The sequence below is a fragment of the Streptomyces sp. NPDC088097 genome, assembly GCF_044741845.1.
GTDB lineage: Bacteria > Actinomycetota > Actinomycetes > Streptomycetales > Streptomycetaceae > Streptomyces.
The window spans coordinates 1-21,470 of sequence record NZ_JBIUTJ010000014.1 but is presented as its reverse complement, the minus strand read 5'-3'; the positions used below and the strand labels follow the sequence as shown (position 1 = coordinate 21,470).

Here is a 21,470-nt window from a genome sequence, read left to right as displayed (position 1 = left end):
GGTCGCCCTTGGGGAGAGCGGTCCGGGGGGCGAGGATGGGGAGGCAGTCGGTACCGATCAGTGGGAGGAAGCAGCGTGAGCGAAGCGGGCGCGGGCAAGGGTGTCTCCGGTGAGGACGAGGTCGTCGACCTCTGCCGGGACCTGATCCGGATCGACACCAGCAACTACGGGGACCACTCGGGCCCCGGCGAGCGCAAGGCGGCCGAGTGGGTCGCCGAGAAGCTGGCCGAGGTCGGGCTGGAGCCCCAGATCTTCGAATCGCACAAGGGGCGGGCCTCGACCGTGGCCCGGATCGAGGGGGAGGACCCCTCGCGGCCGGCCCTGCTGATCCACGGACACACCGACGTGGTGCCGGCCAACGCCGCGGACTGGACCTACGACCCCTTCGCCGGCGAGATCGCCGACGGGTGCGTGTGGGGCCGCGGCGCGGTCGACATGAAGGACATGGACGCGATGACGCTGGCCGTCGTGCGCGACCGGATGCGCAGCGGCCGCAAGCCCCCGCGCGACATCGTGCTGGCGTTCCTCGCCGACGAGGAGGCGGGTGGCGTCTACGGGGCCCGGCACCTCGTCGACAAGCACCCCGGCCTCTTCGAAGGGGTCACCGAGGCCATCGGTGAGGTCGGCGGCTTCTCCTTCACCGTGAACGAGAACCTGCGCCTCTACCTGGTGGAGACCGCCCAGAAGGGCATGCACTGGATGCGGCTCACGGTGGAGGGCACCGCGGGCCACGGCTCCATGACCAACAACGACAACGCCATCACGGAGCTGTGCGAGGCCGTGGGCCGGCTGGGCCGCCACCAGTGGCCGGTGCGCGTGACCAAGACCGTACGGTCCTTCCTGGACGAGCTCTCGGACGCGCTCGGCACCCCCCTCGACCCCGACAACATGGACGCCACCCTCGCCAAGCTCGGCGGCATCGCCAAGATGGTCGGCGCCACGCTGCGCAACTCGGCGGCCCCGACCATGCTCGGCGCGGGCTACAAGGTCAACGTCATCCCCGGGCAGGCCACGGCGCACGTGGACGGCCGCTTCCTGCCGGGCTACGAGGACGAGTTCTTCGCCGACCTCGACCGGATCCTCGGACCGCGGGTGAAGCGGGAGGACGTGCACGGGGACAAGGCCCTGGAGACGGACTTCGACGGCCGCCTCGTGGACGCCATGCAAGGCGCCCTCCGGGCCGAGGACCCGATCGCGCGCGCGGTCCCGTACATGCTCTCCGGCGGGACCGACGCGAAGTCCTTCGACGACCTCGGGATCCGCTGCTTCGGCTTCGCCCCGCTGCAGTTGCCGCCGGAGCTGGACTTCGCCGGAATGTTCCACGGGGTGGACGAGCGGGTGCCGGTCGACGGGCTCAAGTTCGGGGTCCGGGTCCTCGACCGGTTCATCGACAACGCCTGAGGTCGAAGAATCGGGCAGACGTGCGGATTCCACTGAGAAGAGTGAATGCGCTCATACGCTCGTAGCCCTGGTGATCCCTCCTCGTTACAGGTGGTGCGGTCCGCGGCTGGGACCGCACTTGCCTACTAGGAGGAACAATGCTCAAGAAGGTTGTCGCCGCTGCGGCTGCTACCGGTGGTCTGGTTCTCGCGGGTGCCGGCCTCGCCGTCGCCGACGCGGGCGCGCAGGGTGCGGCCATCGGCTCGCCCGGTGTCGCGTCCGGCAACGTCATCCAGGTCCCGGTCCACGTGCCCGTGAACGTCTGCGGTAACACGATCTCCGTGATCGGCCTGCTGAACCCGGCCTTCGGCAACACCTGCGTCAACGCCTGACGCATCTGAAGTTTTGGCCCCGGAGCGCATTCCAGCGCTCCGGGGCCGCCGGACTTTCCGGCCCTAAAACCTTCGATCTTCGGCGTACCGGGCGGGGGAGCCCGGACGGCCGGGCCGTCGAGAGACGGTCGCGATCACGTACACACCAGGGGACGAGTACAGATGCGACGACCGGTTCAGGTCACCAGGAAGACACTGATCACCATGGCGGCCGCGGGGGGTGTTCTCGCGCTCGGCGGTGGCTACGCGCAGGCGGACTCCGGTGCCTCGGGACACGCCGCGAACTCCCCGGGCCTCCTGTCCGGGAACAACGTCCAGGCGCCGGTGGACGTGCCGGTGAACGCCTGCGGCAACACGATCACCGTGGTGGGCGGCCTCAACCCGGCCTTCGGGAACCGCTGCGCCAACGAAGCCGGCAGGCCGCCGCAGCACCCGCAGGGCGGGGACGACGAGCCCTGCGAGGACGAGCCGGCCCACCCGGGCGGCCAGAACCCGGGCACGCCGGGCGGTCACCACCCCGGCGGCGGAGGCCACACCCCGGGCGGTCACACCCCGGGCGGTCAGAACCCGGGGACGCCCGGCGGACACACCCCCGGCGGGGGCCACACTCCGGGCGGTGGGACCCCCGGTGGCGACAACCCCGGAACCCCGGGCACGGGCAACCCGGGCGGCCAGACCCCCGGCACCCCGGGCGGCCAGACCCCCGGCAACCCCGGAACCCCCGGCACGGGCAACCCCGGTACGGGCACGGCTCCCGGCACCGGTACCGGATCCGTCACCCCGGTCACCCACACCGGCCAGGGAACGGGTACGCCCGCCCTCGCCGCCACCGGCGCGGGCAGCGCGCTGACGGCGGGCGTACCGCTCGCCGGCGGCCTGCTGCTCGGGGGCGCGGTGCTCTACCGCCGGGCCCGCAACGCCGCCTGACGGAAGTTCACGACGCGGGCCCCGCAGCCGGGGCCCGCGTCTTCGTGTGTCACCAGGTCGCGCGGACCTGGCGGATGATCCGGCGGCGCAACCGCACGCGGCGGCTGCCGTTCCGGTACAGGGACAGTCGGTCCAGCTCCCAGTGCCCGTACTCGGCATGATCGGTCAACAGGCGGGTCGCCTCCTGGCGGGAGGTCCCGCGAGGCACGTACACGTCGACAAATTCGTATTCCGGCATCGCATCTATTGTGCGGGCGGAGCCCGCCTACGGATAGCGTCTGCACTATGTCTGATGCCGCTCTGCCCACTGTTGCCGAGGTACGCGCCGCCGCCGAGGCGGTCAAGGACGCTCTCGACCGTCACCTCGCCGCGGTCGAGAGCAGGATCGGGGACGAGGACCCGGCCGTCTACGCCGCCTTCAACGAACTCGCCGCCGCCGCCGAGGAGTACGACGAACTCCTCTACGACCGTTACGACGAGGTCACCCCCTTCGAGATCCCCACGCCCGAGGACGGTGTCGCCTACACCGGCCCCGTCGAGCCCGCCGCGTTCAGCGTGCTCATCCGTCGTGACTACGCGGTCGTCGAGCCCGCCCGGCTGATCGCCCAGGCCGAACGGGTCGCCTCGCACGACCGGGACGCCGAACTCGTCGAGGACGGCGGCACGGCGGGCGCGCTGGGCGTGCTCTTCGGGGAGTACGAGCCCGACGAGATCGCCTCCCGCTACAAGGAGTTCGGGCTGGAGGAGGGCGACTCCACCCTGTGGATCGCGGCCCTGGAGGAGGTTGCGGAGCCGGGGGACTGGCTGGGCGCCCCCTTCGGCGAGACCGACCTTCAGGACGTGCTGCACCGCTTCGACGTCAGCTCCGTCTTCGACGAGGAGGACGAACCCTTCGAGGACGAGGACGAGGACGAGGACGGGCACGGGAACGGGGCGGGGCACGAGGGTGACGGCGTGGGCGGCGGGGAGGCCGCCGGACGGCAGAGCGCCGCGCCGGGCCTGACGCCGGCGTGACGCCCGCCTGAGCGCACGGCGGGCCCCTCGCCACGAGCGCGGCGAGGGGCCCGCCCGCGCGGGTCACTCGGCGGGCCGCTCCTCCTGGGCCGCCGTCAGGGCCAGCAGGAGCCCCGTCAGCCGGGTCGTGCGGGGCTTCGGGAGCCCCTCCGCCACCGCCTGCGGCAAGGCCTGGTCGACCCCGTGCACCACCGACAGGTGCCGCCCGGCCCGACCGAACGCCGTGTACACCCAGTCCCGGGACAGGGCCTGCGCCGCGTCACCCGGAAGGACCACGACCACCGCCGGCCAGCGCGCGCCCACGGCCTGGTGCGCCGTCACCGCCCAGCCGTGCCGGACCCGGGCCTCGACCCGCTCCCTCGGTACGACGATCCGCGCGCCCGCGGCGTCCTCCAGGTGCAGACCCTCCGCGTCGGCCGTCACCACCCGGGCCGGCACGGCCCGACCGGGCGAGGGCACGTGGACCACGCGGTCGCCGGGGTCGAAGCCCCCGAACCGGCCGGGGCCCGGGTTCAGCCGCTCCTTCAGGGCCGCGTTCAGCGCCCGGGTCCCGGCCGAGCCGCCGTGACCCGGGGTGATCACCTGCACGGCCTCGGCGGGGATCCCGAAGGCGCGGGGCACCGACTCGGCGACCAGCTGCACGGTGCGGTGGACGGCCTCCCCGGCGTCCCGCACCGGGACGATGACGACCTCCTTGCCGGGGGCGGCCACCTGGTTCAGCTCTCCGATCCCGATGCCCGAGACCAGCTCGCCGACGGGGCCGGGATCCGGGACGCGGGAGACCACCTGCGGGCAGGCCCTGGCCGCCAGCACATCGGCGAACACCCGCCCGGGCCCGGCCGACCCGAGCACCCCGGGATCGCCGGACAGCACCAGACGGGCGCCGTCCGGCACCGACTCCACCAGGGCCGCGGCCGTCTCGACGTCCAACTGGGGGGCGTCCAGCACCACGAGGAGGTCGAGGTCGAAGCGGCCGTCGGCGTCCCGCCCGGGGCCCTTCGCACCCGAGAGCAGATCGGACACGGTGACGGCGTCCCCGGCCGGGACGTGCGCGGCCAGGCAGGCCCGCAGGCCCAGCCCGCGCGCCGCCGCCAGCAGGGCCAAGGGCTCGGCGCGGGCGGCCTCACCACCCGTGTGGGTGACCAGGCCGTGCGCCGACACGGCCCGGACCAGTTCCGCGCCGGGGCCGCTCGCCGCCGCGCTCCAGTCCGCCGGGGCGTCGAAGCCGGCGGACAGTCGGGCCAGCCCGTCGGCCAGGCTCTCCTCCGCCAGGGCGTACTCCTCCAGGCCCACGAGGACGCGTACGGGCTGCTCCTCGTCCTCCCCGACTGGCTCGCCCAGCGGCTCGTGGAACACCAGCACCGCGCCGTCCCCGATGGCCGCCTCCAGGGCCTCGGCCGGGGTCGGGACGCCGTACTGGGCCAGGGCCTTCTCCAGGAGCGGGGCCTCCAGGGCGGTGTGCCCCTTCACGGCGGCCTGGTCCAGCAGCCAGCCCACCAGGGCGGCTCCGCGCCGCTCGTCGGCGGGGCCGGCCTCCGGGCCGAGGAGGGCCTGCGCGAAGCCGTCGGCCTGCGTCGGGCGCACGCCGGGGACGGCCAAGAGGCGCCAGGGGTCCTCGGCGAGCTGCTCGGCGGCGCCCTCGCCGAGCGCCTCCGCGGTCGCGGCCGCCAGGGCCTCCGGCGCGCCCCCGCGGGTCAGGACGGCGCGTACGGCGTCCACGTCGCCGACCGAGGCGGGGGGCGTGGCGACGGCGGGAGCGGCCGCGGCGCGGGGCGCCGGGGGAGCGGGGGCCGGGGTGCGGGGGGCGGCCGGGGCGTCGTCGAAGTAGACGGAGGGGGCCTTGCCCCCGCCCTCCACGGCCCGTACGGCCGCCAGCAGGTCTGCGGCCGTACCGCTGAGCTTGGCGCCCGCGTCGACCGGAGCCTCGCGCTCGGCCTTGCGGCGCGCGATGCGCTCCCGCTCGACCTTCTGGGCGGCCAGCTCGGCCTGGGCCTCGGTGAGGCCCGGCGCGGCGGGGGTGGCGGCGACGGCCTCCGCCTCGGCGGCACCGGCCTCGGAGTCAGCGTCCGCCCCGCCGACGGCCTCTGCGTCGGGGTCGGTCTCCGCGTCCGGGCCGGCCTCCGCGTCGGCTTCGCTCTCGGTGTCCGCTTCCGCTTCCGCCTCGCCCTCGGCGTCCGCGACCGGCGCCTCGACGTCCCCTTCCGCCTCGACCGGCGCCCCGACCTCGGCGTCCGCTCCCGTGTCCGCCTCGGAGGCCTCGACATCGGCGGAGCCCTCGGCGGTATCTCCGGCCTGCGGGTCCTCCCCGGCCTCCGGGTCCTCGTCGGGTCGTGGGGTCGGGGGCTCGCTCGGACCGGGCCGGGGGGTGGCGGCACCGGCGGCCTGGGCCTCCGCTTCCTCCGCGGCAGCGGGGGTGGCGGCCTCGGGGTCCGTACTCACAACGTGCTCCAGTCCTGGTCGGGATAGCGGTGCACGGGCGCCGACACATCGTCCAGAGCCCGGCAGATCTCCTCCGGAAGAGTAAGGGCCTCCACCGACAGCGCCGCGCAGAGCTGTTCCGCTGTCCGCGCCCCGACGATCGGGGCGACCACCCCCGGCCGGTCGCGGATCCAGGCGAGGGACACCTGGAGCGGGGTCACGGCCAGGCCTTGGGCCGCGGTCACCACGGCGTCCACGATCAGCCGGGCCGCCTCGTCCAGGTACGGCTCCACCAGGGCGGCGAGCGACTGCGAGGCGCCCCGGGAGTCGGCCGGGGTCCCGTCGCGGTACTTGCCCGTCAGGACCCCGCGTCCCAGGGGCGAGGACGGCAACAGGCCGACCTCCAGGTCCAACGCCGCCGGCAACACCTCCCGTTCCACACCCCGTTGGAGCAGCGAGTACTCCATCTGGGTCGAGGCCAGCCGGGTCCGCGTCCCGGGAGCGGCCAGTTGCCAGGTCGCGGCTTTCGCCAACTGCCAGCCGCTGAAGTTGGACACCCCCGCGTACCGGGCCCGCCCGCTGCTGACGGCCAGGTCCACCGCCTGGAGGGTCTCCTCCAGCGGGGTCGCCGGGTCGAAGGCGTGCACCTGCCAGAGGTCCACGTGGTCGGTGCCGAGGCGGTCCAGGGAGTCGTCCAGGGCGGCGAGCAGGTGCCTGCGCGAGCCGTTGAAGCGCCGGTCCGGATCGGGCACGCTGCCCGACTTGGTGGCGATGACGAGGTCCCGGCGCGGTACGAGGGAGCCCACGAGCCGCCCGAGGAGGTACTCGGCCTCCCCGTCGCCGTACACGTCGGCGGTGTCGACGAGCGTGCCGCCGGCCTCCCAGAACGTCTTCAACTGCATGGCGGCGGCTTCCTCGCCGGTATCACGGCCCCAGGTCAGGGTGCCGAGGCCGATCCGGGAGACGCGCAGTCCGGTGCGGCCGAGATGCCTCTGCTCCATGAGCGCTGAGAGTACTGGGGCACTGCCGCGGGGCCGCCGGGCGCGCTACAGTCCCCGCAGACTCACGTTACTGATGGGTACACCGCAAGGCGCGACCGTAAGGGGACGACACATGAGGCTCGGCATCAATCTCGGCTACTGGGGTGCTGGCATGGACGCCGACAACCTCGCCGTCGCCCAGGAGGCCGACCGGTTGGGCTACGACGTCTGCTGGGCCGCCGAGGCCTACGGCTCGGACGCCGCCACCGTCCTGGCCTGGGTCGCCGCCCAGACCGAACGGATCGACGTCGGCTCCGCCATCTTCCAGATCCCCGCCCGCCAGCCCGCGATGACGGCCATGACCGCCGCCACCCTGGACTCCCTCACCAAGGGCCGCTTCCGCCTCGGCCTCGGTGTCTCCGGCCCGCAGGTCTCCGAGGGCTGGTACGGCGTGAAGTTCGACAAGCCGCTCGCCCGGACCCGGGAGTACGTGGAGATCGTCCGCAAGGCGATGACCCGCGAGCGCCTCTCCTACGACGGCGAGCACTGGACCCTCCCGCTGCCCGGCGGACCCGGAAAGCCGCTCAAGCTGACCGTGCACCCCGAGCGCGAGCACATCCCGCTCTACATCGCCGCGATCGGACCGAAGAACCTGGAGCAGACCGGCGAGATCGCCGACGGAGCCCTGCTGATCTTCCCGGCGGCCGAACACCTGGAGGAGACGGCCCTGCGGCACGTCCGCGCGGGCCGCGAGAAGGCCGGTCTGACCATGGACGGCTTCGACGTCTGCCCGACCGTCCCCCTCGCCGTCGGCGAGGACGTCACGGCGCTGGCCGACATGTTCCGCCCCTACACCGCCCTGTACGTCGGCGGCATGGGCAGCCCGAAGCAGAACTTCTACAACCAGCTCGCCCAGCGCATGGGGTACGAGAAGGAGGCCGCCGAGATCCAGACCAAGTACCTGGGCGGCGACAAGACGGGCGCGGCCGCCGCCGTCCCGCACTCCCTGATCGACTCGACCACCCTGCTCGGCTCCGTGGAGCGGATCGCCGACGGGATGAAGGCCTACGCGGAAGCCGGCGTCACCACCCTGACGCTGGCCCCGGCGGGATTCACCCGCGAGGAGCGGCTCACCGCCCTGCGGGCCGGCACCGAGGCCATGGAACTCGCCGGCCTGGCCTGATCCACCGCGCCGCCACCCTCCCGCGGGCCGCGCGCGGCGGTCGGGAGGGCGGCGTGCGCCGGGGGAGGTCTGCGGCCGTGGTGGGGGCTCGGGGGGTCTTCCCCGCCACGGCCGACACAGCCAACAACGCGCGGCCGGCCCCCGGGGTTACGCCCCGGGGCGCGGCCGTCGTACTCGCTCATTCGGCCGAGCGGCGCGGCGCATCGGTTGCCCGGCCGGCGGATCCGCTTTTGACTCGTTGCATGCTCTCTGCCCGCAGCCTGTTCCAGGAGATCGTCGAGCACGACGAGTCCTTCCAGCTGTTCTGCTCCATCGCCGCGAGCGGGGAGTCCCAGGGAGGCTGGGAGAACGCCCGCATCGCCGCCCTCGTGCCCGACGGCATGCGCGACCTCGCCCCCAAGATCACCCGGCACGGCGCCGACGAGGACAAGCACGGCCGGATCTTCCGCGCCCTGCTGCACAAGCGCGGCCTCACCGCCGTCCCCGTCCCGCCCGAGACCGACTACACGATGCTGCTCGAACGCCGGGGCATCGGCCTCGCCCACGGGACGCTGCGCCGCGAGGAGCCCCTGACCGAGCGGGACATCGTCGTCTACCTCGCCCACAGCCGGGTCACCGAACAGCGAGCCTCCGAGCAGATGCGGATGCTGGTGCGCCACTTCGGCACGGACCCCGACCTGGGCCGGGCCGTCCGCATGATCAGCGACGACGAGGACAACCACCTCGCCTACTGCCACGAGGAACTCCTGCGCCTGGCCCGGGCCGGACACGGCCGGACCATCCAGGGGGTGCTGCGCGAGAGCGCGCTCGCCGAGATCGCCGTCTACCGCGAGGTCAGCCTCGCCGTCATGGACCACATGGGGCGCCTGCTGCGCTGGCCCGCTCCCAAGGCCGCCGCCCTCGCCGCCGGGATCCGCGCGACGTACGCCTACGAACGCTTCGGCGGCTGGCACCGGATGATCGGCCTGCGCCCGCCGACGCGCCCCGACGCCCTGGGCGGCCTGCCGAAGCCGGTGCGCGAGTACGCCTAGGGCGTCCCCCTCGTGCCGGCTACAGCCAGCCGCGCCGCTTGAACATGCGGTGCAGGCCGAAGCACAGACCCGCCATCAGCGCCACCACCGCCGGGTAGCCCCAGCCCTGCCGCAGCTCCGGCATGTGGTCGAAGTTCATCCCGTAGATGCCCGCGACCATCGTCGGGACGGCCGCCATCGCCGCCCAGGCGGAGATCTTGCGCATGTCGTCGTTCTGCCGCACGCCCATCTGCGCCAGGTGCGCCGCGAGCGCGTCCGACAGCAGCCGGTCCAGCCCCTCGATGTACTCGTTCGCCTTGGTCAGGTGGTCGGCCACGTCCCGGAAGAAGGGCTGGGCGTGGTCGTGGACGAAGGGCACCTGACCGAAGGCCAGCCGGTCCATCGGCTGGAGGAGCGGGCTGATCGCCCGGCGGAACTCCAGCACTTGGCGCTTGGCCGCGTAGATCCGGGCGGCCGTGTTCTTCGAGCTCGACGCGTTCGGGGAGAACACCTCCGCCTCCAGCTCCTCCAGGTCCCCCTGGAGCTCGGCGGCCACCTCGATGTAGTGGTCCACCACCGCGTCGCACACCGCGTACAGCACCGCCGTCGGACCGTGCCGCAGTACGTCGGGCTCCCGCTCCAGCCGGTGGCGCACGGCGGACAGCGCCGCCCCCTCGCCGTGCCGGACCGTCACCACGAACGAGTCGCCGATGAAGACCATCAGTTCGCCCGTGCTCACCGTGTCCGCGTCGTCGTCGTAGACCACCGGCTTGAGGACGACGAACAGGGAGTCGTCGTACACCTCCAGCTTCGGCCGTTGGTGCGCCGTCAGCGCGTCCTCCACGGCCAGCGCGTGCAGCCCGAACTCCCGGCTCACGTGGTCGAACTCCTCGGCCGTCGGCTCGTGCATGCCGACCCAGACGAAGGCGTCACCGATGGCCCTCGCCTCGTCCAGGGCGTCCGAGAAGTCCTCGGGTGCCTCGGAGCGGCGGCCGTCCCGGTACATCGCGCAGTCGACAATCACCCGGCGCATTCTTCCGTACCGGCCCGCGCTCCCACCGCACGGCACCGTTTAGGCTGCCCCCATGGCCACGCTGATCCTCGTACGACACGGGCGGTCCACCGCCAACACCGCAGGTCTGCTCGCCGGATGGACCCCGGGAGTGGCCCTCGACGAACGCGGCGCCGAACAGGCCGCCGCCCTGCCCGGACGCCTCGACGGGATCCCCCTCGCCGCCGTGGTCACCAGCCCGCTCCAGCGGTGCCGGGAGACCCTCGCCCCGCTCCTCGCGGCCCGCCCCGACCTGGCCGTGCACCCCGACGAGCGGATCGGGGAGTGCCACTACGGCGACTGGTCCGGCCGCAAGCTCTCCGAGCTGTCCGAAGACCCCCTGATGCGGATCGTCCAGCAGCACCCCTCGGCGGTCACCTTCCCGGGCGGCGAGTCCATGCGCGCGATGCAGGCCCGCGCCGTGGAGGCCGTACGCGAGTGGAACGCGCGGATCGAGGAGGAGCACGGCGCCGACGCCGTCTACCTCATGTGCTCGCACGGCGACATCGTCAAGTCCCTCGTCGCGGACGCCCTCGGCATGCACCTCGACCTCTTCCAGCGGATCCACGTCGACCCCTGCTCGGTCACCGTGATCCGCTACACCCCCACCCGGCCCTTCCTGATCCGCCTCGGCGACACCGGTGACTTCGCCCCGCTGGTGCCGCACCCGCAGGCCCCCGCGCGCGACGACGCCGAGGGGGAGGGCAACGCCGTCGTGGGGGGCGGCGCGGGCGCGGCCTGATCGAACGGCGCAGTAGGGTGGCAGGGTCGGCGCCACCGCGCGGCCCTGCCCTGCCTGAGACTTGGAGACTGGACGTGCCCCGTCAGGTGTTCCTTTACGACCCCCCGGACCGCTTCGTGGCCGGCACGGTCGGTCTGCCTGGACGCCGTACGTTCTTCCTCCAGGCCTCCACCGGCCCCCGGGTCACCAGCGTCTCCCTGGAGAAGACCCAGGTCGCGGCCTTGGCCGAACGGATGGACGAGCTGCTCGACGAGGTCGTACGGCGCACCGGCGGCAACGCCCCGGTCCCCGCCGTCGCCTCCACCGAGGCCGCCGACACCGCCCCGCTCGACGTCCCCGTCGAGGAGGAGTTCCGCGTCGGCACCATGGCGCTCGCCTGGGACGGCGAGGAACAGCGCATGATCGTCGAGGCCCAGGCGCTCGTCGAGCTCGACGCCGGCTCGGACGAGGACCTCGCCGAGGCGGAGGAGCGGCTCCTCCAGGACGAGGAGAACGGCCCGCCGATGCTCCGCGTCCGCCTCTCCGGCGCCCAGGCCCGGGCCTTCGCCAAGCGCGCCCTCGACGTGGTCAACGCCGGCCGGCCGCCGTGCCCGCTGTGCAGCCTGCCGCTGGACCCGGAGGGGCACGTGTGCCCCCGCCAGAACGGGTACCGGCGCCAGGCGTGAGCCCCGGGACCCCGATCGAGGAGCTGCTCACCCGAGGCGAGCTGACCGTCCGAGGCCGCATCGCCGAGGCGTCCAACGCCGTCCTGCTGTGCACCGTGACGCACGAGGGCGCCCGCGTGGACTGCGTCTACAAGCCGGTCAAGGGCGAACGGCCGCTCTGGGACTTCCCCGACGGCAACCTCGCCCAGCGCGAACGCGCCGCCTACCTGGTCTCCGAGGCCACCGGCTGGGGGCTCGTCCCGACCACCGTGCTGCGCGACGGCCCCTACGGCGAGGGCATGGTCCAGCACTGGATCGACGCCGGGGAGTCCCCCGAGGCCTCCCTGCTGGCCCTCGTCGACGGCGAGGAGGCGGGGGAGGGCTGGAAGCCGGTCGCCTTCGCCGAGGTCGGCGAGGGCCGCACCGCGCTGCTCGTGCACGCGGACGACCCCCGACTGCGCCGGCTCGCCGTCCTGGACGCCGTGATCAACAACGGCGACCGCAAGGGCGGCCACCTGCTGCCCGCCCCCGACGGCCGGCTCTACGGCATCGACCACGGAGTGACCTTCCACACCGACGACAAGCTGCGCACCCTCCTCTGGGGATGGGCGGGGGAGCCGCTCACCGAGGAGGCCCGCGCCGTCCTCGATTCCCTGGAGACGCAGCTGGCCCCCGAAGGGCCCCTCGCCACCCGACTGGCCGAACTGATCACCCCCGTCGAATTGGCCGCCGTACGGGCCCGTGTGGCCCTCCTGCTGCGTACCGGGAGGCATCCGCAGCCCTCCGGTGAGTGGCCCGCGATCCCCTGGCCACCGGTCTGAGCCGGATCCGGGCGCGAGGCACACTCGCGGCCGGATCGCAAGACCGCCCATCAGGCCAACAGTGCAGGTCCGGTTCGTTTCCGGAACACGCGTCCGGTTAGTCTCGAAGCATGCATGCCTGGCCCGCTTCTGAGGTCCCCGCCCTTCCTGGCAAGGGCCGCGACCTCCAGATCCACGACACCGCGACCCAAGGGACGATCACCCTCGCCCCCGGTCCCGTCGCCCGTCTCTACGTCTGCGGCATCACTCCGTACGACGCGACCCACATCGGTCACGCGGCGACCTACAACGCGTTCGACCTCGTCCAACGCGTGTGGCTCGACAACAAGCGACAGGTCCACTACGTCCAGAACGTCACCGACGTGGACGACCCGCTCCTGGAGCGGGCCCTGCGCGACGGGCACGACTGGACCGAGCTCGCCGAGCGCGAGACCGCCCTCTTCCGCGAGGACATGACCGCCCTGCGGATGTTGCCCCCGAAGCACTACATCGGTGCCGTGGAGGCCATACCCGGCATCGTGCCGCTGGTGGAGCGGCTCCGTGACGCGGGCGCCGCCTACGAGCTGGAGGGCGACGTCTACTTCTCCGTGGAGTCCGACCCGCACTTCGGCGGCGTGTCCCACCTCGACGCCGACGCGATGCGGCTGCTGTCCGCCGAGCGCGGCGGCGACCCGGAGCGCCCCGGCAAGAAGAACCCCCTCGACCCGATGCTGTGGATGGCCGCCCGCCCGGGCGAGCCCAGCTGGGACGGGGCCTCGCTGGGCCGCGGCCGACCGGGCTGGCACATCGAGTGCGTGGCCATCGCCCTGGACCACCTGGGCATGGGCTTCGACATCCAGGGCGGCGGCTCCGACCTGGCCTTCCCGCACCACGAGATGGGTGCCTCGCACGCCCAGGCGCTGACGGGCGAGTTCCCGATGGCCAAGGCGTACGTCCACGCGGGCATGGTCGCCCTGGACGGCGAGAAGATGTCGAAGTCCCGGGGCAACCTGGTCTTCGTCTCCTCGCTGCGCCGCGCGGGCGTCGACCCGGCCGCCATCCGGCTGGCCCTCCTCGCGCACCACTACCGCGCCGACTGGGAGTGGACGGACGCCGTCCTCGACGAGGCCCTGGCCCGGCTGGAGCGCTGGCGCGCGGCGGTCTCCCGCCCGGACGGGATCGCGGCCGACGCCCTGGTCGAAGAGGTCCGAGAGGCCGTCTCCCGCGACCTGGACGCCCCGGCCGCGCTGGCGGCCGTGGACCGCTGGGCCGAGCTCCAGCTCGCCTCCGGCGGGGACGACGAATCGGCCCCGGGCCTGGTCTCCCGTACGGTCGACGCCCTCCTGGGCGTGGCCCTGTAACCGACCCGCCCCGGAGCGACACGGAGCGACCCCGAACGACGCAACGCCGGACCCGCCGCGCAGGCGGCGGGTCCGGCGTTCTCACGTTCGCGGCCCGGGTCCGAACCGGGCCCGCCCGGGCTATGACCCCGGGGTGTCGGGGTGCGGCGGGGCGTCGTCGCCGGATTCCTCCGGCCCGGCCTCCGCCGGCGGCTCGGCCGCGGCCCCGGACTCCTGCTCCGGTACTGGCCCCGACTCGGCCGCGGGCCCCGGCTTCGCGGGCCCCGCTTCCGGCTCGGGCGCCGAATCCGCCGAGGGCCCCGCTTCCGGCTCGGACCCCGAACCCGGCTCGGACCCCGAATCCGCCGCGGGCGACGGCTCCGGCTCCTCCGGCGCGGCGGCCGGATCGGCCTTCCGCTTCGGCGGCAGGGTCAGCCCGCCCGAGGTGTCCCGCAGGTACGAGCCGTCACCGGGCTCCCCGGTCGACGGGGCCGAGGGATCCCGGCGCCGCAGGTAGCGCTCGAACTCCCGGGCGATCGCGTCGCCGGAGGCCTCCGGCAGGTCGGCGGTGTCCCGCGCCTCCTCCAGCGTCTGGACGTACTCCGCCACCTCGCTGTCCTCGGCGGCCAGTTGGTCCACCCCGAGCTGCCAGGCCCGCGCGTCCTCGGGCAGTTCGCCCAGCGGGATCCGCAGGTCGATCAGGTCCTCCAGTCGGTTCAGCAGGGCGAGGGTCGCCTTCGGGTTCGGCGGCTGCGACACGTAGTGCGGCACCGCCGCCCACAGGGACACCGCCGGCATCCCGGCATGGGTGCAGGCCTCCTGGAGCACGCCCACGATCCCGGTCGGCCCCTCGTACTTGGTCTCCTCCAGGTCCATCGTCCGCGCCAGGTCCGCGTCGGAGGTCACCCCGCTCACCGGCACCGGCCGGGTGTGCGGGGTGTCCCCGAGCAGCGCGCCCAGGATGACCACCATCTCCACGCCCAACTCGACGGCGAAGCCCAGGATCTCCTCGCAGAACGACCGCCAGCGCATGGACGGTTCGATACCCCGCACCAGCACCAGGTCCCGCGGCTTCGCACCGCCGATCCGGACCACCGACAGCCGGGTCGTCGGCCAGGTGATCTTCCTGACCCCGTTGTCCAGCCACACCGTCGGACGGTTGACCTGGAAGTCGTAGTAGTCCTCGGCGTCCAGAGCCGCGAAGACCTCGCCCTTCCACTCCCGGTCAAGGTGCGCGACCGCACCGGAGGCGGCGTCACCCGCGTCGTTCCAGCCCTCGAACGCGGCCACCATGACCGGGTCGATCAGCTCGGGCACGCCCTCAAGCTCGATCACCCAGGTCTCCTTCCGAAGTTCCCTTGCGTACGGGGGTCAGCCTAAGCCTTCATGGGGCACCGGCCACAGCCCACGACAGAGGGGCGGTTCCTCTCGGAACCGCCCCTCTTCCCCATCTGAACTACGGCTACGCCTTCCGGCCCAGCATCTCCTGGACCCGGGCCCGTACGGCCTCGTCGTCCAGGCCTCGGACCGTCACCGTCGTACGGCGGCGCAGCACGTCGTCGACCGTCTCGGCCCACTCGTTGTCGCGGGCGTACGCGACCTGCGCCCAGATCTCCGGACCGTCGGGGTGGATGCGCTCGGCCAGCGCCGGGTCCTCGTTCGCCAGACGGGCGATGTCGAAGGCCAGCGAGCCGTAGTGCGAGGCCAGGTGGCGGGCCGTCAACGGGTCCATCCGGGAGCCGGGCTCACGGTCCACCAGCAGGCGGTGCGCGACCGCGTTCGGGTTGGCGACACCGGGCAGCGCGATCCGGCGCACGAGCGACTTGAGCGGCTCCATGTCCTCCGTCAGCGGGCTGCCGGGCAGCTTCGCCAGCTTGTCCATGACCACGCGACCGATGTGCCGGTACGTGGTCCACTTGCCGCCCGCCACCGACAGCATGCCGCCCGCGCCCTCGGAGACCACGGTCTCGCGCTTGGCCTTCTCGACCCCGCCGGGGCCGCCGGGCAGCACCCGCAGGCCCGCGAAGGCGTACGTCATCAGGGAACGGTCCAGATCGGCGTCCTTCACCGAGAAGGCCGCCTCGTCCAGGATCTGGTCGATGTCGGACTCGGTGGCGCGCACGTCCGCCGGGTCGCCCTCGTAGACCTCGTCGGTCGTACCGAGGAGCAGCTGGTCCTCCCAGGGGAGGGCGAAGGTGATGCGGTACTTGTCGATCGGGGTGGCCATGGCGGCCTTCCACGGCGACTTGCGCTTCATGACGATGTGCGCGCCCTTGGAGAGGCGGATCGACGGCATCGAGTGCTTGTCTTCCATGCGCCGCAGGTGGTCCACCCACGGGCCGGTGGCGTTGAGCACGACGCGTGCGTCGACCCCGAACTCGGTGCCGTCGAGACGGTCCTTGAGTTCGGCGCCGGAGACCCGGCCGCGCGTCATGCGCAGCCCGGTGACCTCGGCGTGGTTGAGGACGACCGCTCCGGACTCGACGGCCGCGCGGACCGTCATCACGGCCATGCGGGAGTCGTTCATCTGGTGGTCGTAGTAGACCGCGACGGCCTTGAGGTTGTCGGTCTTCAGACCGGGGTTGTCGGCGGCGGCGCGGGCGGGGGATATGACCTTGCCCATGCCGTCGCCGAAGGCCGAGAGGGCGGAGTAGGCGAAGACGCCCGCGCCCAGCTTGGCCGCGCCCACCGGACCGCCCTTGTACACGGGCAGGTAGAAGGTCAGCGGGTTGACCAGGTGCGGGGCCACGTCCTTGGCCAGCACCCGGCGCTCGTGGTGGTTCTCCGCCACCAGCTTGACCGCGCCGGTCTGCAGGTAGCGCAGACCGCCGTGGACGAGCTTGGAGGAGGCCGAGGAGGTGGCGCCGGCGAAGTCGCCGGCGTCCACCATGGCGACCCGCAGGCCCGACTGCGCGGCGTGCCAGGCCACCGAGGTGCCCAGGATCCCACCGCCGATGACCAGCAGGTCGTACGTGGCCTTGGCCAGCTGCTCGCGGGTCTCGGCGCGGCTCGCGTTCGTGCCGGCGGTCGGGTGCGTACCCAGGGCGGGAACGCTCTGCAGGCTGCTCATATCTCTCTTAGCTCCTCGTCGATTGACTCAGCTGGTGCGGTCAGCTGACGTCTTCGTCGTCGACCCAGCCCATGGACCGGTCCACGGCCTTGAGCCAGCTCTTGTATTCGCGGTCCCGCTGTTCGGCGGGCATGCGCGGGGTCCACTCCGCCGCGCGGCGCCAGTTGGCGCGCAGGGCGTCGGTGTCGGGCCAGAAGCCGACGGCCAGGCCGGCGGCGTAGGCGGCGCCGAGGCAGGTGGTCTCGGCGACCATGGGACGGACCACGGGGGCGTCCACGAAGTCGGAGAGGGTCTGCATCAGCAGGTTGTTGGAGGTCATGCCGCCGTCGACCTTGAGGGCCGCCAGCTCGACGCCCGAGTCCTTGGTCATGGCGTCGGTGATCTCGCGGGTCTGCCAGGCGGTGGCCTCCAGGACGGCACGGGCGATGTGCGCCTTGGTGACGTACCGGGTGAGGCCGGCGATCACACCGCGGGCGTCGGAGCGCCAGTACGGGGCGAACAGACCGGAGAAGGCCGGCACGAAGTAGGCGCCGCCGTTGTCCTCGACCGAGGACGCGAGGGTCTCGATCTCGGCAGCGGTCTTGATCATGCCCATCTGGTCGCGCATCCACTGGACGAGCGAGCCGGTGACGGCGATGGAGCCCTCCAGCGCGTAGACCGGCTTCTCGTCGCCGATCTTGTAGCCGACCGTGGTCAGCAGGCCGCTGTAGGAGTTGATGATCTTGTCGCCGGTGTTCATCAGCATGAACGTTCCGGTGCCGTACGTGGACTTGGCCTCGCCCTCGGCGAAACAGGTCTGGCCGAAGAGGGCGGCCTGCTGGTCACCGAGCGCCGAGGCGACCGGGACACCGGCGAGGACGCCCTCCTTGACGTGGCCGTACACCTCCGCGGAGGACCTGATCTCGGGGAGGAGGTCGAGCGGCACCTCCATGGACCGCGCGATGCTCTCGTCCCACTCCAGGGTGTGCAGGTTCATCAGCATGGTGCGCGAGGCATTGGTGACGTCCGTGACGTGCACACCGCCCTGCGCGCCACCGGTGAGGTTCCAGATGACCCAGGAGTCCATGGTGCCGAAGAGGATGTCGCCGGCGGCGGCGCGCTCGCGCAGGCCCTCGACGTTGTCGAGCAGCCAGCGGGCCTTCGGGCCGGCGAAGTAGCTCGCCAGCGGCAGGCCGGTCTCGCGGCGGAAGCGGTCCTGGCCGACGTTGCGACCGAGCTCCTTGCACAGGGCGTCGGTGCGGGTGTCCTGCCAGACCAGCGCGTTGTGCACCGGCTCGCCGGTGTTCTTGTCCCACAGGAGGGTGGTCTCGCGCTGGTTGGTGATGCCGACCGCCTTGACGTCGGCGGTGGTGAAGCCCGGAATGTCCTGGGCGGCCTTGGCGATGGCCCCGGCCACGACCTCCTGGACGTTGGTCCAGATCTCGGTGGCGTCGTGCTCGACCCAGCCCGGCTTCGGGAAGATCTGCTCGTGCTCCTTCTGCTCGACGGCGACGATGCGGCCGTCGCGGTCGAAGACGATGCAGCGGGAGGAGGTGGTGCCCTGGTCGATCGCGGCGATGAAGGGGCCGGTGCTGCTGGTCATGGTGGCTGCTCCTGGCGGGTCTGGTGAGTAGGCGGAATCAGGAGGTCGGTGCGGATCTTGCGATCAGGCCGATGCTGATCAGGCGAACGCGATGTTGTACAGACCGCCGGCGAGTGCGGCACCGGCGAGCGGGCCGACGACCGGGATCCAGGAGTACCCCCAGTCCGAGCCGCCCTTGTTGGGCAGCGGGAGCAGGGCGTGCACGATGCGGGGACCGAGGTCGCGCACCGGGTTGATGGCGTAACCGGTCGGACCGCCCAGCGAGAGGCCGATGCCGACGACCACGAACGAGGTGATCAGGACGCCTATGACACCGAGCCCCTTGCCGTCGTCCTGGAGGCCCTGGGTCAGGATGGCCAGTACCAGGACGGCCGTGCCGATGATCTCGGTCGCGAGGTTCTGCACGACATTACGGATCTCGGGGCCGGTGGAGAAGATGCCGAGCACCGGACCGGCCGTGTCGTGCGGGTGCGGGTCCTCCGGGCCGAGCTTGGCGTCGCGGATGTGCTCCGGGTCGGACAGGTGTGCGAGGAACTGGCCGTAGTACGTGACCCACATCAGGACCGCGCCCAGCATGGCGCCGAGCAGCTGGCCCGCGAAGTAGACGGGCACGTCGCCCCACTCGCCGGTCTTGACGGCGATGCCGACCGTGACCGCGGGGTTCAGGTGCGCCCCGGAGAGCGGAGCGGAGACGTAGGCGGCGATCATGACGGCGAAACCCCAGCCGAAGGTGATCGCGAGCCAACCCGCGTTGCGGGCCTTGGAGCTCTTGAGCGTGACCGCGGCGCAGACGCCACCGCCGAGCAGAGTGAGCAGGGCGGTACCGATGGTCTCGCCGATGAAGATGTCGGAGCTGGACACCCGCGACTCCTTTGTCTTACGTCCAGGGGTGGGCGGACACCGGGTCCCTCCGGTGGTCCACGCACTCGGTGAGTGCTGCACCGGTCCTTGGCCTCGCCATACCCTAACGCGTATTGCCGTTAGGTGTTCGACAATGCCGACCGGTGAACGGCAGTTTTCCGCCTGGGTGAAGAACGCGTCAAGGGTCCGCCAGGTCAAAGAACCGGATCGTTACCACGCGGTACGATCGAACAAATCAAGCCACTGGTCAGTCTGGAAACGAAAAAGTCCACCCAAATGGCAGTCGGAGCGGCCATCGGGTGGACCAGATCGGTCAGATCAAGCTCAGAACCGGCCCGCCCCGAGATCGCGCGAAACCGACCGTGCGCAGTCCCGTACGGAGGCCACCAGGGCCGCCCGCGGCTCCCCGGACTCCCCGCACACCCGCTCCACGGCGCCCGCGACGGCCACCGCCCCCACGGGCATCCGGCGCCGGTCGTGGATGGGCGCGGCCACCGAGGCGATGCCGTCCCAGGTCTCCTCGACGTCGGAGGCCCAGCCGCGCGCCCGGATCAGCGCCAGCACCTCCTCGAAGCCCGCCGGATCGGTGACCGTGCGCGGGGTGAAGGCCTCCCGCTCCACCTCCACCACCTGGGTGTGCGCGACCGGGTCGTAGGCCGACAGCACCTTGCCCAGGGCGGTGGAGTGCAGCGGCTGCATGGCCCCGACCTCCAGCACCTGGCGGCTGTCGTCCGGCCGGAACACGTGGTGCATGATCAGCACCCCGCTCTTGTGGAGCACCCCCACGTACACGCTCTCCCCGCTCGCCCGGGCGAGGTCGTCCGTCCAGACCAGGGCGCGGGCGCGCAGCTCGTGCACGTCCAGGTAGCTGTTGCCGAGCCGCAGCAGCTCGGCGCCCAACTGATAACGGCCCGAGGCCGGGTCCTGCTCCACGAAGCCCTCGGCCTGAAGGGTGCGCAGGATCCCGTGCGCCGTGCCCTTGGCCAGGCCCAGGGAGGACGCCACGTCCGAGAGACCCAGCCGGCGCTCCCCGCCCGCCAGGAGCCGCAGCATCGCAGCTGCTCGTTCGAGCGACTGGATGTTCCGTGCCATCGCGCAGCCTCCTGCTGACGTAGTTCGACAATGCTGAACACTATCGGTCGATGTCGACCTCGTGCATGTGCGGGCACTTTCCGGGGCGGCGCGAGATCGCCGCTCCCCGTACGGACCCCCGCGCACAGAATGCAGTCCGCCACGTGGGACGGCCCCACCGGGGCCGGCGCCGCGCGGTTACCCTGACCGCGTGCACCCTTGACACAGAGGGGGTGCAAAGCCGACAGCCGTCGCATCCCAGGGAGCTCAACCATGGCCTCGTTGCCGAACCCGCCCGCAGACACCCAGACCCGGGCCGACGCCCTCCGAGAGGCGCTCGCCACCCGCGTGGTCGTCGCCGACGGAGCCATGGGAACCATGCTCCAGGCCCAGGACCCCACGATGGAGGACTTCCAGCAGCTGGAGGGCTGCAACGAGGTCCTGAACATCACCCGCCCCGACATCGTGCGCTCCGTCCATGAGGAGTATTTCTCGGTCGGTGTGGACTGTGTGGAGACCAACACCTTCGGTACGAACTACGCCGCGTTGGCGGAGTACGACATCGCGGACCGCAACTTCGAGCTGTCGGAGGCCGGTGCGCGCATCGCCCGCGAGGTCGCCGACGAGTTCACCGCCTCCACCGGTCAGCAGCGCTGGGTCCTCGGCTCCATCGGCCCCGGTACCAAGCTGCCCACCCTGGGTCACATCACCTACGCGCAGATCCGTGACGCCTACCAGATCAATGCCGAGGGCCTGATCACCGGCGGCGCCGACGCCCTCCTGGTGGAGACCACCCAGGACCTGTTGCAGACCAAGTCCTCCATCATCGGTGCCCGCCGTGCGATGGACGCGCTCGGCATCAACGTTCCGCTGATCTGTTCGGTGACGGTGGAGACGACGGGGACGATGCTGCTCGGCTCGGAGATCGGGGCGGCGCTGACCGCGTTGGAGCCGCTGGGTATCGACATGATCGGTTTGAACTGTGCGACCGGGCCGGCGGAGATG

At 72.3% G+C, this 21,470-nt stretch carries 20 protein-coding genes; 11 read left to right on the top strand and 9 right to left on the bottom strand.

What is annotated here, in order from left to right; all coding sequences use genetic code 11:
* Positions 1–75: 75 nt before the first annotated feature.
* The 3 genes from ACIOD1_RS28585 to ACIOD1_RS28575 all read left to right on the top strand — a co-directional run bounded on the left by ACIOD1_RS28585 (position 76) and on the right by ACIOD1_RS28575 (position 2,699).
* The gene (locus tag ACIOD1_RS28585) at positions 76–1,401 is read left to right on the top strand and encodes a M20/M25/M40 family metallo-hydrolase (RefSeq protein WP_365623303.1); all 1,326 of its coding nucleotides are present in this window, start codon (positions 76–78) and stop codon (positions 1,399–1,401) included.
* Positions 1,402–1,538: 137 nt separating this feature from the next.
* The gene (chpH, locus tag ACIOD1_RS28580) at positions 1,539–1,772 is read left to right on the top strand and encodes a chaplin ChpH (protein ID WP_365623301.1); all 234 of its coding nucleotides are present in this window, start codon (positions 1,539–1,541) and stop codon (positions 1,770–1,772) included.
* A gap of 204 nt (positions 1,773–1,976) precedes the next feature.
* Positions 1,977–2,699 carry a chaplin gene (locus tag ACIOD1_RS28575; RefSeq protein ID WP_365623299.1) on the top strand — a complete coding sequence of 241 codons (723 nt, stop codon included), beginning with the start codon at positions 1,977–1,979 and terminating at the stop codon, positions 2,697–2,699.
* Between the two features lie 49 nt (positions 2,700–2,748).
* Here the strand turns inward: ACIOD1_RS28575 and ACIOD1_RS28570 are convergent, their stop codons facing one another.
* A complete protein-coding gene (locus ACIOD1_RS28570) occupies positions 2,749–2,937 on the bottom strand; it encodes a DUF5703 family protein (RefSeq protein WP_365623297.1) in 189 nt (62 codons plus the stop codon).
* 47 nt (positions 2,938–2,984) lie between these two features.
* Between ACIOD1_RS28570 and ACIOD1_RS28565 the strand changes: the two genes are divergently transcribed.
* Complete coding sequence (locus ACIOD1_RS28565; RefSeq protein ID WP_401905469.1) at positions 2,985–3,713, top strand: hypothetical protein; 729 nt, start codon at positions 2,985–2,987, stop codon at positions 3,711–3,713.
* 63 nt (positions 3,714–3,776) lie between these two features.
* Here ACIOD1_RS28565 and ACIOD1_RS28560 read toward each other — a convergent pair whose 3' ends face one another.
* Positions 3,777–6,152 (bottom strand): helix-hairpin-helix domain-containing protein, encoded by a 2,376-nt coding sequence (locus tag ACIOD1_RS28560; RefSeq protein WP_365623293.1) that lies wholly within the window; start codon positions 6,150–6,152, stop codon positions 3,777–3,779.
* Complete coding sequence (locus ACIOD1_RS28555) at positions 6,149–7,132, bottom strand: aldo/keto reductase (RefSeq protein ID WP_401905466.1); 984 nt, start codon at positions 7,130–7,132, stop codon at positions 6,149–6,151. The genes ACIOD1_RS28560 and ACIOD1_RS28555 overlap by 4 nt, the downstream gene beginning before the upstream one ends.
* A 112-nt stretch (positions 7,133–7,244) precedes the next feature.
* On the opposite strand from ACIOD1_RS28555, the gene ACIOD1_RS28550 reads away from it, so the two are divergent.
* Complete coding sequence (locus ACIOD1_RS28550) at positions 7,245–8,294, top strand: LLM class F420-dependent oxidoreductase (protein ID WP_365623289.1); 1,050 nt, start codon at positions 7,245–7,247, stop codon at positions 8,292–8,294.
* A gap of 242 nt (positions 8,295–8,536) precedes the next feature.
* Entirely contained in the window at positions 8,537–9,325 is a 789-nt protein-coding gene (locus ACIOD1_RS28545) for a ferritin-like domain-containing protein (protein WP_365623287.1), read from the top strand.
* A gap of 19 nt (positions 9,326–9,344) precedes the next feature.
* On the opposite strand, the gene ACIOD1_RS28540 is transcribed toward ACIOD1_RS28545, so the two are convergent.
* Positions 9,345–10,337 (bottom strand): magnesium and cobalt transport protein CorA, encoded by a 993-nt coding sequence (locus ACIOD1_RS28540; RefSeq protein WP_365623285.1) that lies wholly within the window; start codon positions 10,335–10,337, stop codon positions 9,345–9,347.
* A 52-nt stretch (positions 10,338–10,389) separates the two neighbouring features.
* Between ACIOD1_RS28540 and ACIOD1_RS28535 the strand changes: the two genes are divergently transcribed.
* The 4 genes from ACIOD1_RS28535 to mshC all read left to right on the top strand — a co-directional run bounded on the left by ACIOD1_RS28535 (position 10,390) and on the right by mshC (position 13,902).
* Positions 10,390–11,097 (top strand): histidine phosphatase family protein, encoded by a 708-nt coding sequence (locus ACIOD1_RS28535; RefSeq protein ID WP_401905462.1) that lies wholly within the window; start codon positions 10,390–10,392, stop codon positions 11,095–11,097.
* Positions 11,098–11,171: 74 nt separating this feature from the next.
* Positions 11,172–11,762, top strand: coding sequence for a DUF3090 domain-containing protein (locus ACIOD1_RS28530; protein ID WP_365623281.1), 591 nt, complete (start codon positions 11,172–11,174; stop codon positions 11,760–11,762).
* On the top strand, positions 11,726–12,562 hold the full coding sequence (locus tag ACIOD1_RS28525; RefSeq protein ID WP_401905459.1) for an SCO1664 family protein: 837 nt from the start codon (positions 11,726–11,728) through the stop codon (positions 12,560–12,562). The genes ACIOD1_RS28530 and ACIOD1_RS28525 overlap by 37 nt, the downstream gene beginning before the upstream one ends.
* A 110-nt stretch (positions 12,563–12,672) precedes the next feature.
* Positions 12,673–13,902: a cysteine--1-D-myo-inosityl 2-amino-2-deoxy-alpha-D-glucopyranoside ligase gene (gene mshC / locus ACIOD1_RS28520; protein ID WP_401905456.1), complete on the top strand. Its 1,230-nt coding sequence runs from the start codon at positions 12,673–12,675 to the stop codon at positions 13,900–13,902.
* A gap of 120 nt (positions 13,903–14,022) precedes the next feature.
* Here the strand turns inward: mshC and ACIOD1_RS28515 are convergent, their stop codons facing one another.
* The 5 genes from ACIOD1_RS28515 to ACIOD1_RS28495 form a co-directional block, all read right to left on the bottom strand.
* Positions 14,023–15,216 (bottom strand): PAC2 family protein, encoded by a 1,194-nt coding sequence (locus tag ACIOD1_RS28515; RefSeq protein WP_365623275.1) that lies wholly within the window; start codon positions 15,214–15,216, stop codon positions 14,023–14,025.
* A 127-nt stretch (positions 15,217–15,343) separates the two neighbouring features.
* Positions 15,344–16,951: a glycerol-3-phosphate dehydrogenase/oxidase gene (locus ACIOD1_RS28510; protein WP_365623273.1), complete on the bottom strand. Its 1,608-nt coding sequence runs from the start codon at positions 16,949–16,951 to the stop codon at positions 15,344–15,346.
* Positions 16,952–16,991: 40 nt separating this feature from the next.
* Positions 16,992–18,533, bottom strand: coding sequence for a glycerol kinase GlpK (glpK, locus tag ACIOD1_RS28505; protein ID WP_365623271.1), 1,542 nt, complete (start codon positions 18,531–18,533; stop codon positions 16,992–16,994).
* Between the two features lie 78 nt (positions 18,534–18,611).
* Entirely contained in the window at positions 18,612–19,394 is a 783-nt protein-coding gene (locus ACIOD1_RS28500; protein ID WP_365623269.1) for an MIP/aquaporin family protein, read from the bottom strand.
* Between the two features lie 324 nt (positions 19,395–19,718).
* The gene (locus ACIOD1_RS28495; RefSeq protein WP_365623267.1) at positions 19,719–20,486 is read right to left on the bottom strand and encodes an IclR family transcriptional regulator; all 768 of its coding nucleotides are present in this window, start codon (positions 20,484–20,486) and stop codon (positions 19,719–19,721) included.
* A gap of 252 nt (positions 20,487–20,738) precedes the next feature.
* On the opposite strand from ACIOD1_RS28495, the gene ACIOD1_RS28490 reads away from it, so the two are divergent.
* On the top strand, positions 20,739–21,470 hold a 732-nt coding region (locus ACIOD1_RS28490; protein WP_401905450.1), incomplete at its 3' end, for a homocysteine S-methyltransferase family protein.

What these genes read in the sequence shown, in the direction of transcription:
- ACIOD1_RS28535 (WP_401905462.1), top strand. Translation starts at nt 10,390, where the DNA reads ATGGCCACGCTGATCCTCGTACGACACGGGCGGTCCACCGCCAACACC.
- ACIOD1_RS28540 (WP_365623285.1), bottom strand. Translation starts at nt 10,337, where the DNA reads ATGCGCCGGGTGATTGTCGACTGCGCGATGTACCGGGACGGCCGCCGC.
- ACIOD1_RS28545 (WP_365623287.1), top strand. Translation starts at nt 8,537, where the DNA reads ATGCTCTCTGCCCGCAGCCTGTTCCAGGAGATCGTCGAGCACGACGAG.
- ACIOD1_RS28550 (WP_365623289.1), top strand. Translation starts at nt 7,245, where the DNA reads ATGAGGCTCGGCATCAATCTCGGCTACTGGGGTGCTGGCATGGACGCC.
- ACIOD1_RS28565 (WP_401905469.1), top strand. Translation starts at nt 2,985, where the DNA reads ATGTCTGATGCCGCTCTGCCCACTGTTGCCGAGGTACGCGCCGCCGCC.
- glpK (WP_365623271.1), bottom strand. Translation starts at nt 18,533, where the DNA reads ATGACCAGCAGCACCGGCCCCTTCATCGCCGCGATCGACCAGGGCACC.
- ACIOD1_RS28570 (WP_365623297.1), bottom strand. Translation starts at nt 2,937, where the DNA reads ATGCCGGAATACGAATTTGTCGACGTGTACGTGCCTCGCGGGACCTCC.
- ACIOD1_RS28555 (WP_401905466.1), bottom strand. Translation starts at nt 7,132, where the DNA reads ATGGAGCAGAGGCATCTCGGCCGCACCGGACTGCGCGTCTCCCGGATC.
- ACIOD1_RS28575 (WP_365623299.1), top strand. Translation starts at nt 1,977, where the DNA reads ATGGCGGCCGCGGGGGGTGTTCTCGCGCTCGGCGGTGGCTACGCGCAG.
- mshC (WP_401905456.1), top strand. Translation starts at nt 12,673, where the DNA reads ATGCATGCCTGGCCCGCTTCTGAGGTCCCCGCCCTTCCTGGCAAGGGC.
- ACIOD1_RS28510 (WP_365623273.1), bottom strand. Translation starts at nt 16,951, where the DNA reads ATGAGCAGCCTGCAGAGCGTTCCCGCCCTGGGTACGCACCCGACCGCC.
- ACIOD1_RS28495 (WP_365623267.1), bottom strand. Translation starts at nt 20,486, where the DNA reads ATGGCACGGAACATCCAGTCGCTCGAACGAGCAGCTGCGATGCTGCGG.
- chpH (WP_365623301.1), top strand. Translation starts at nt 1,539, where the DNA reads ATGCTCAAGAAGGTTGTCGCCGCTGCGGCTGCTACCGGTGGTCTGGTT.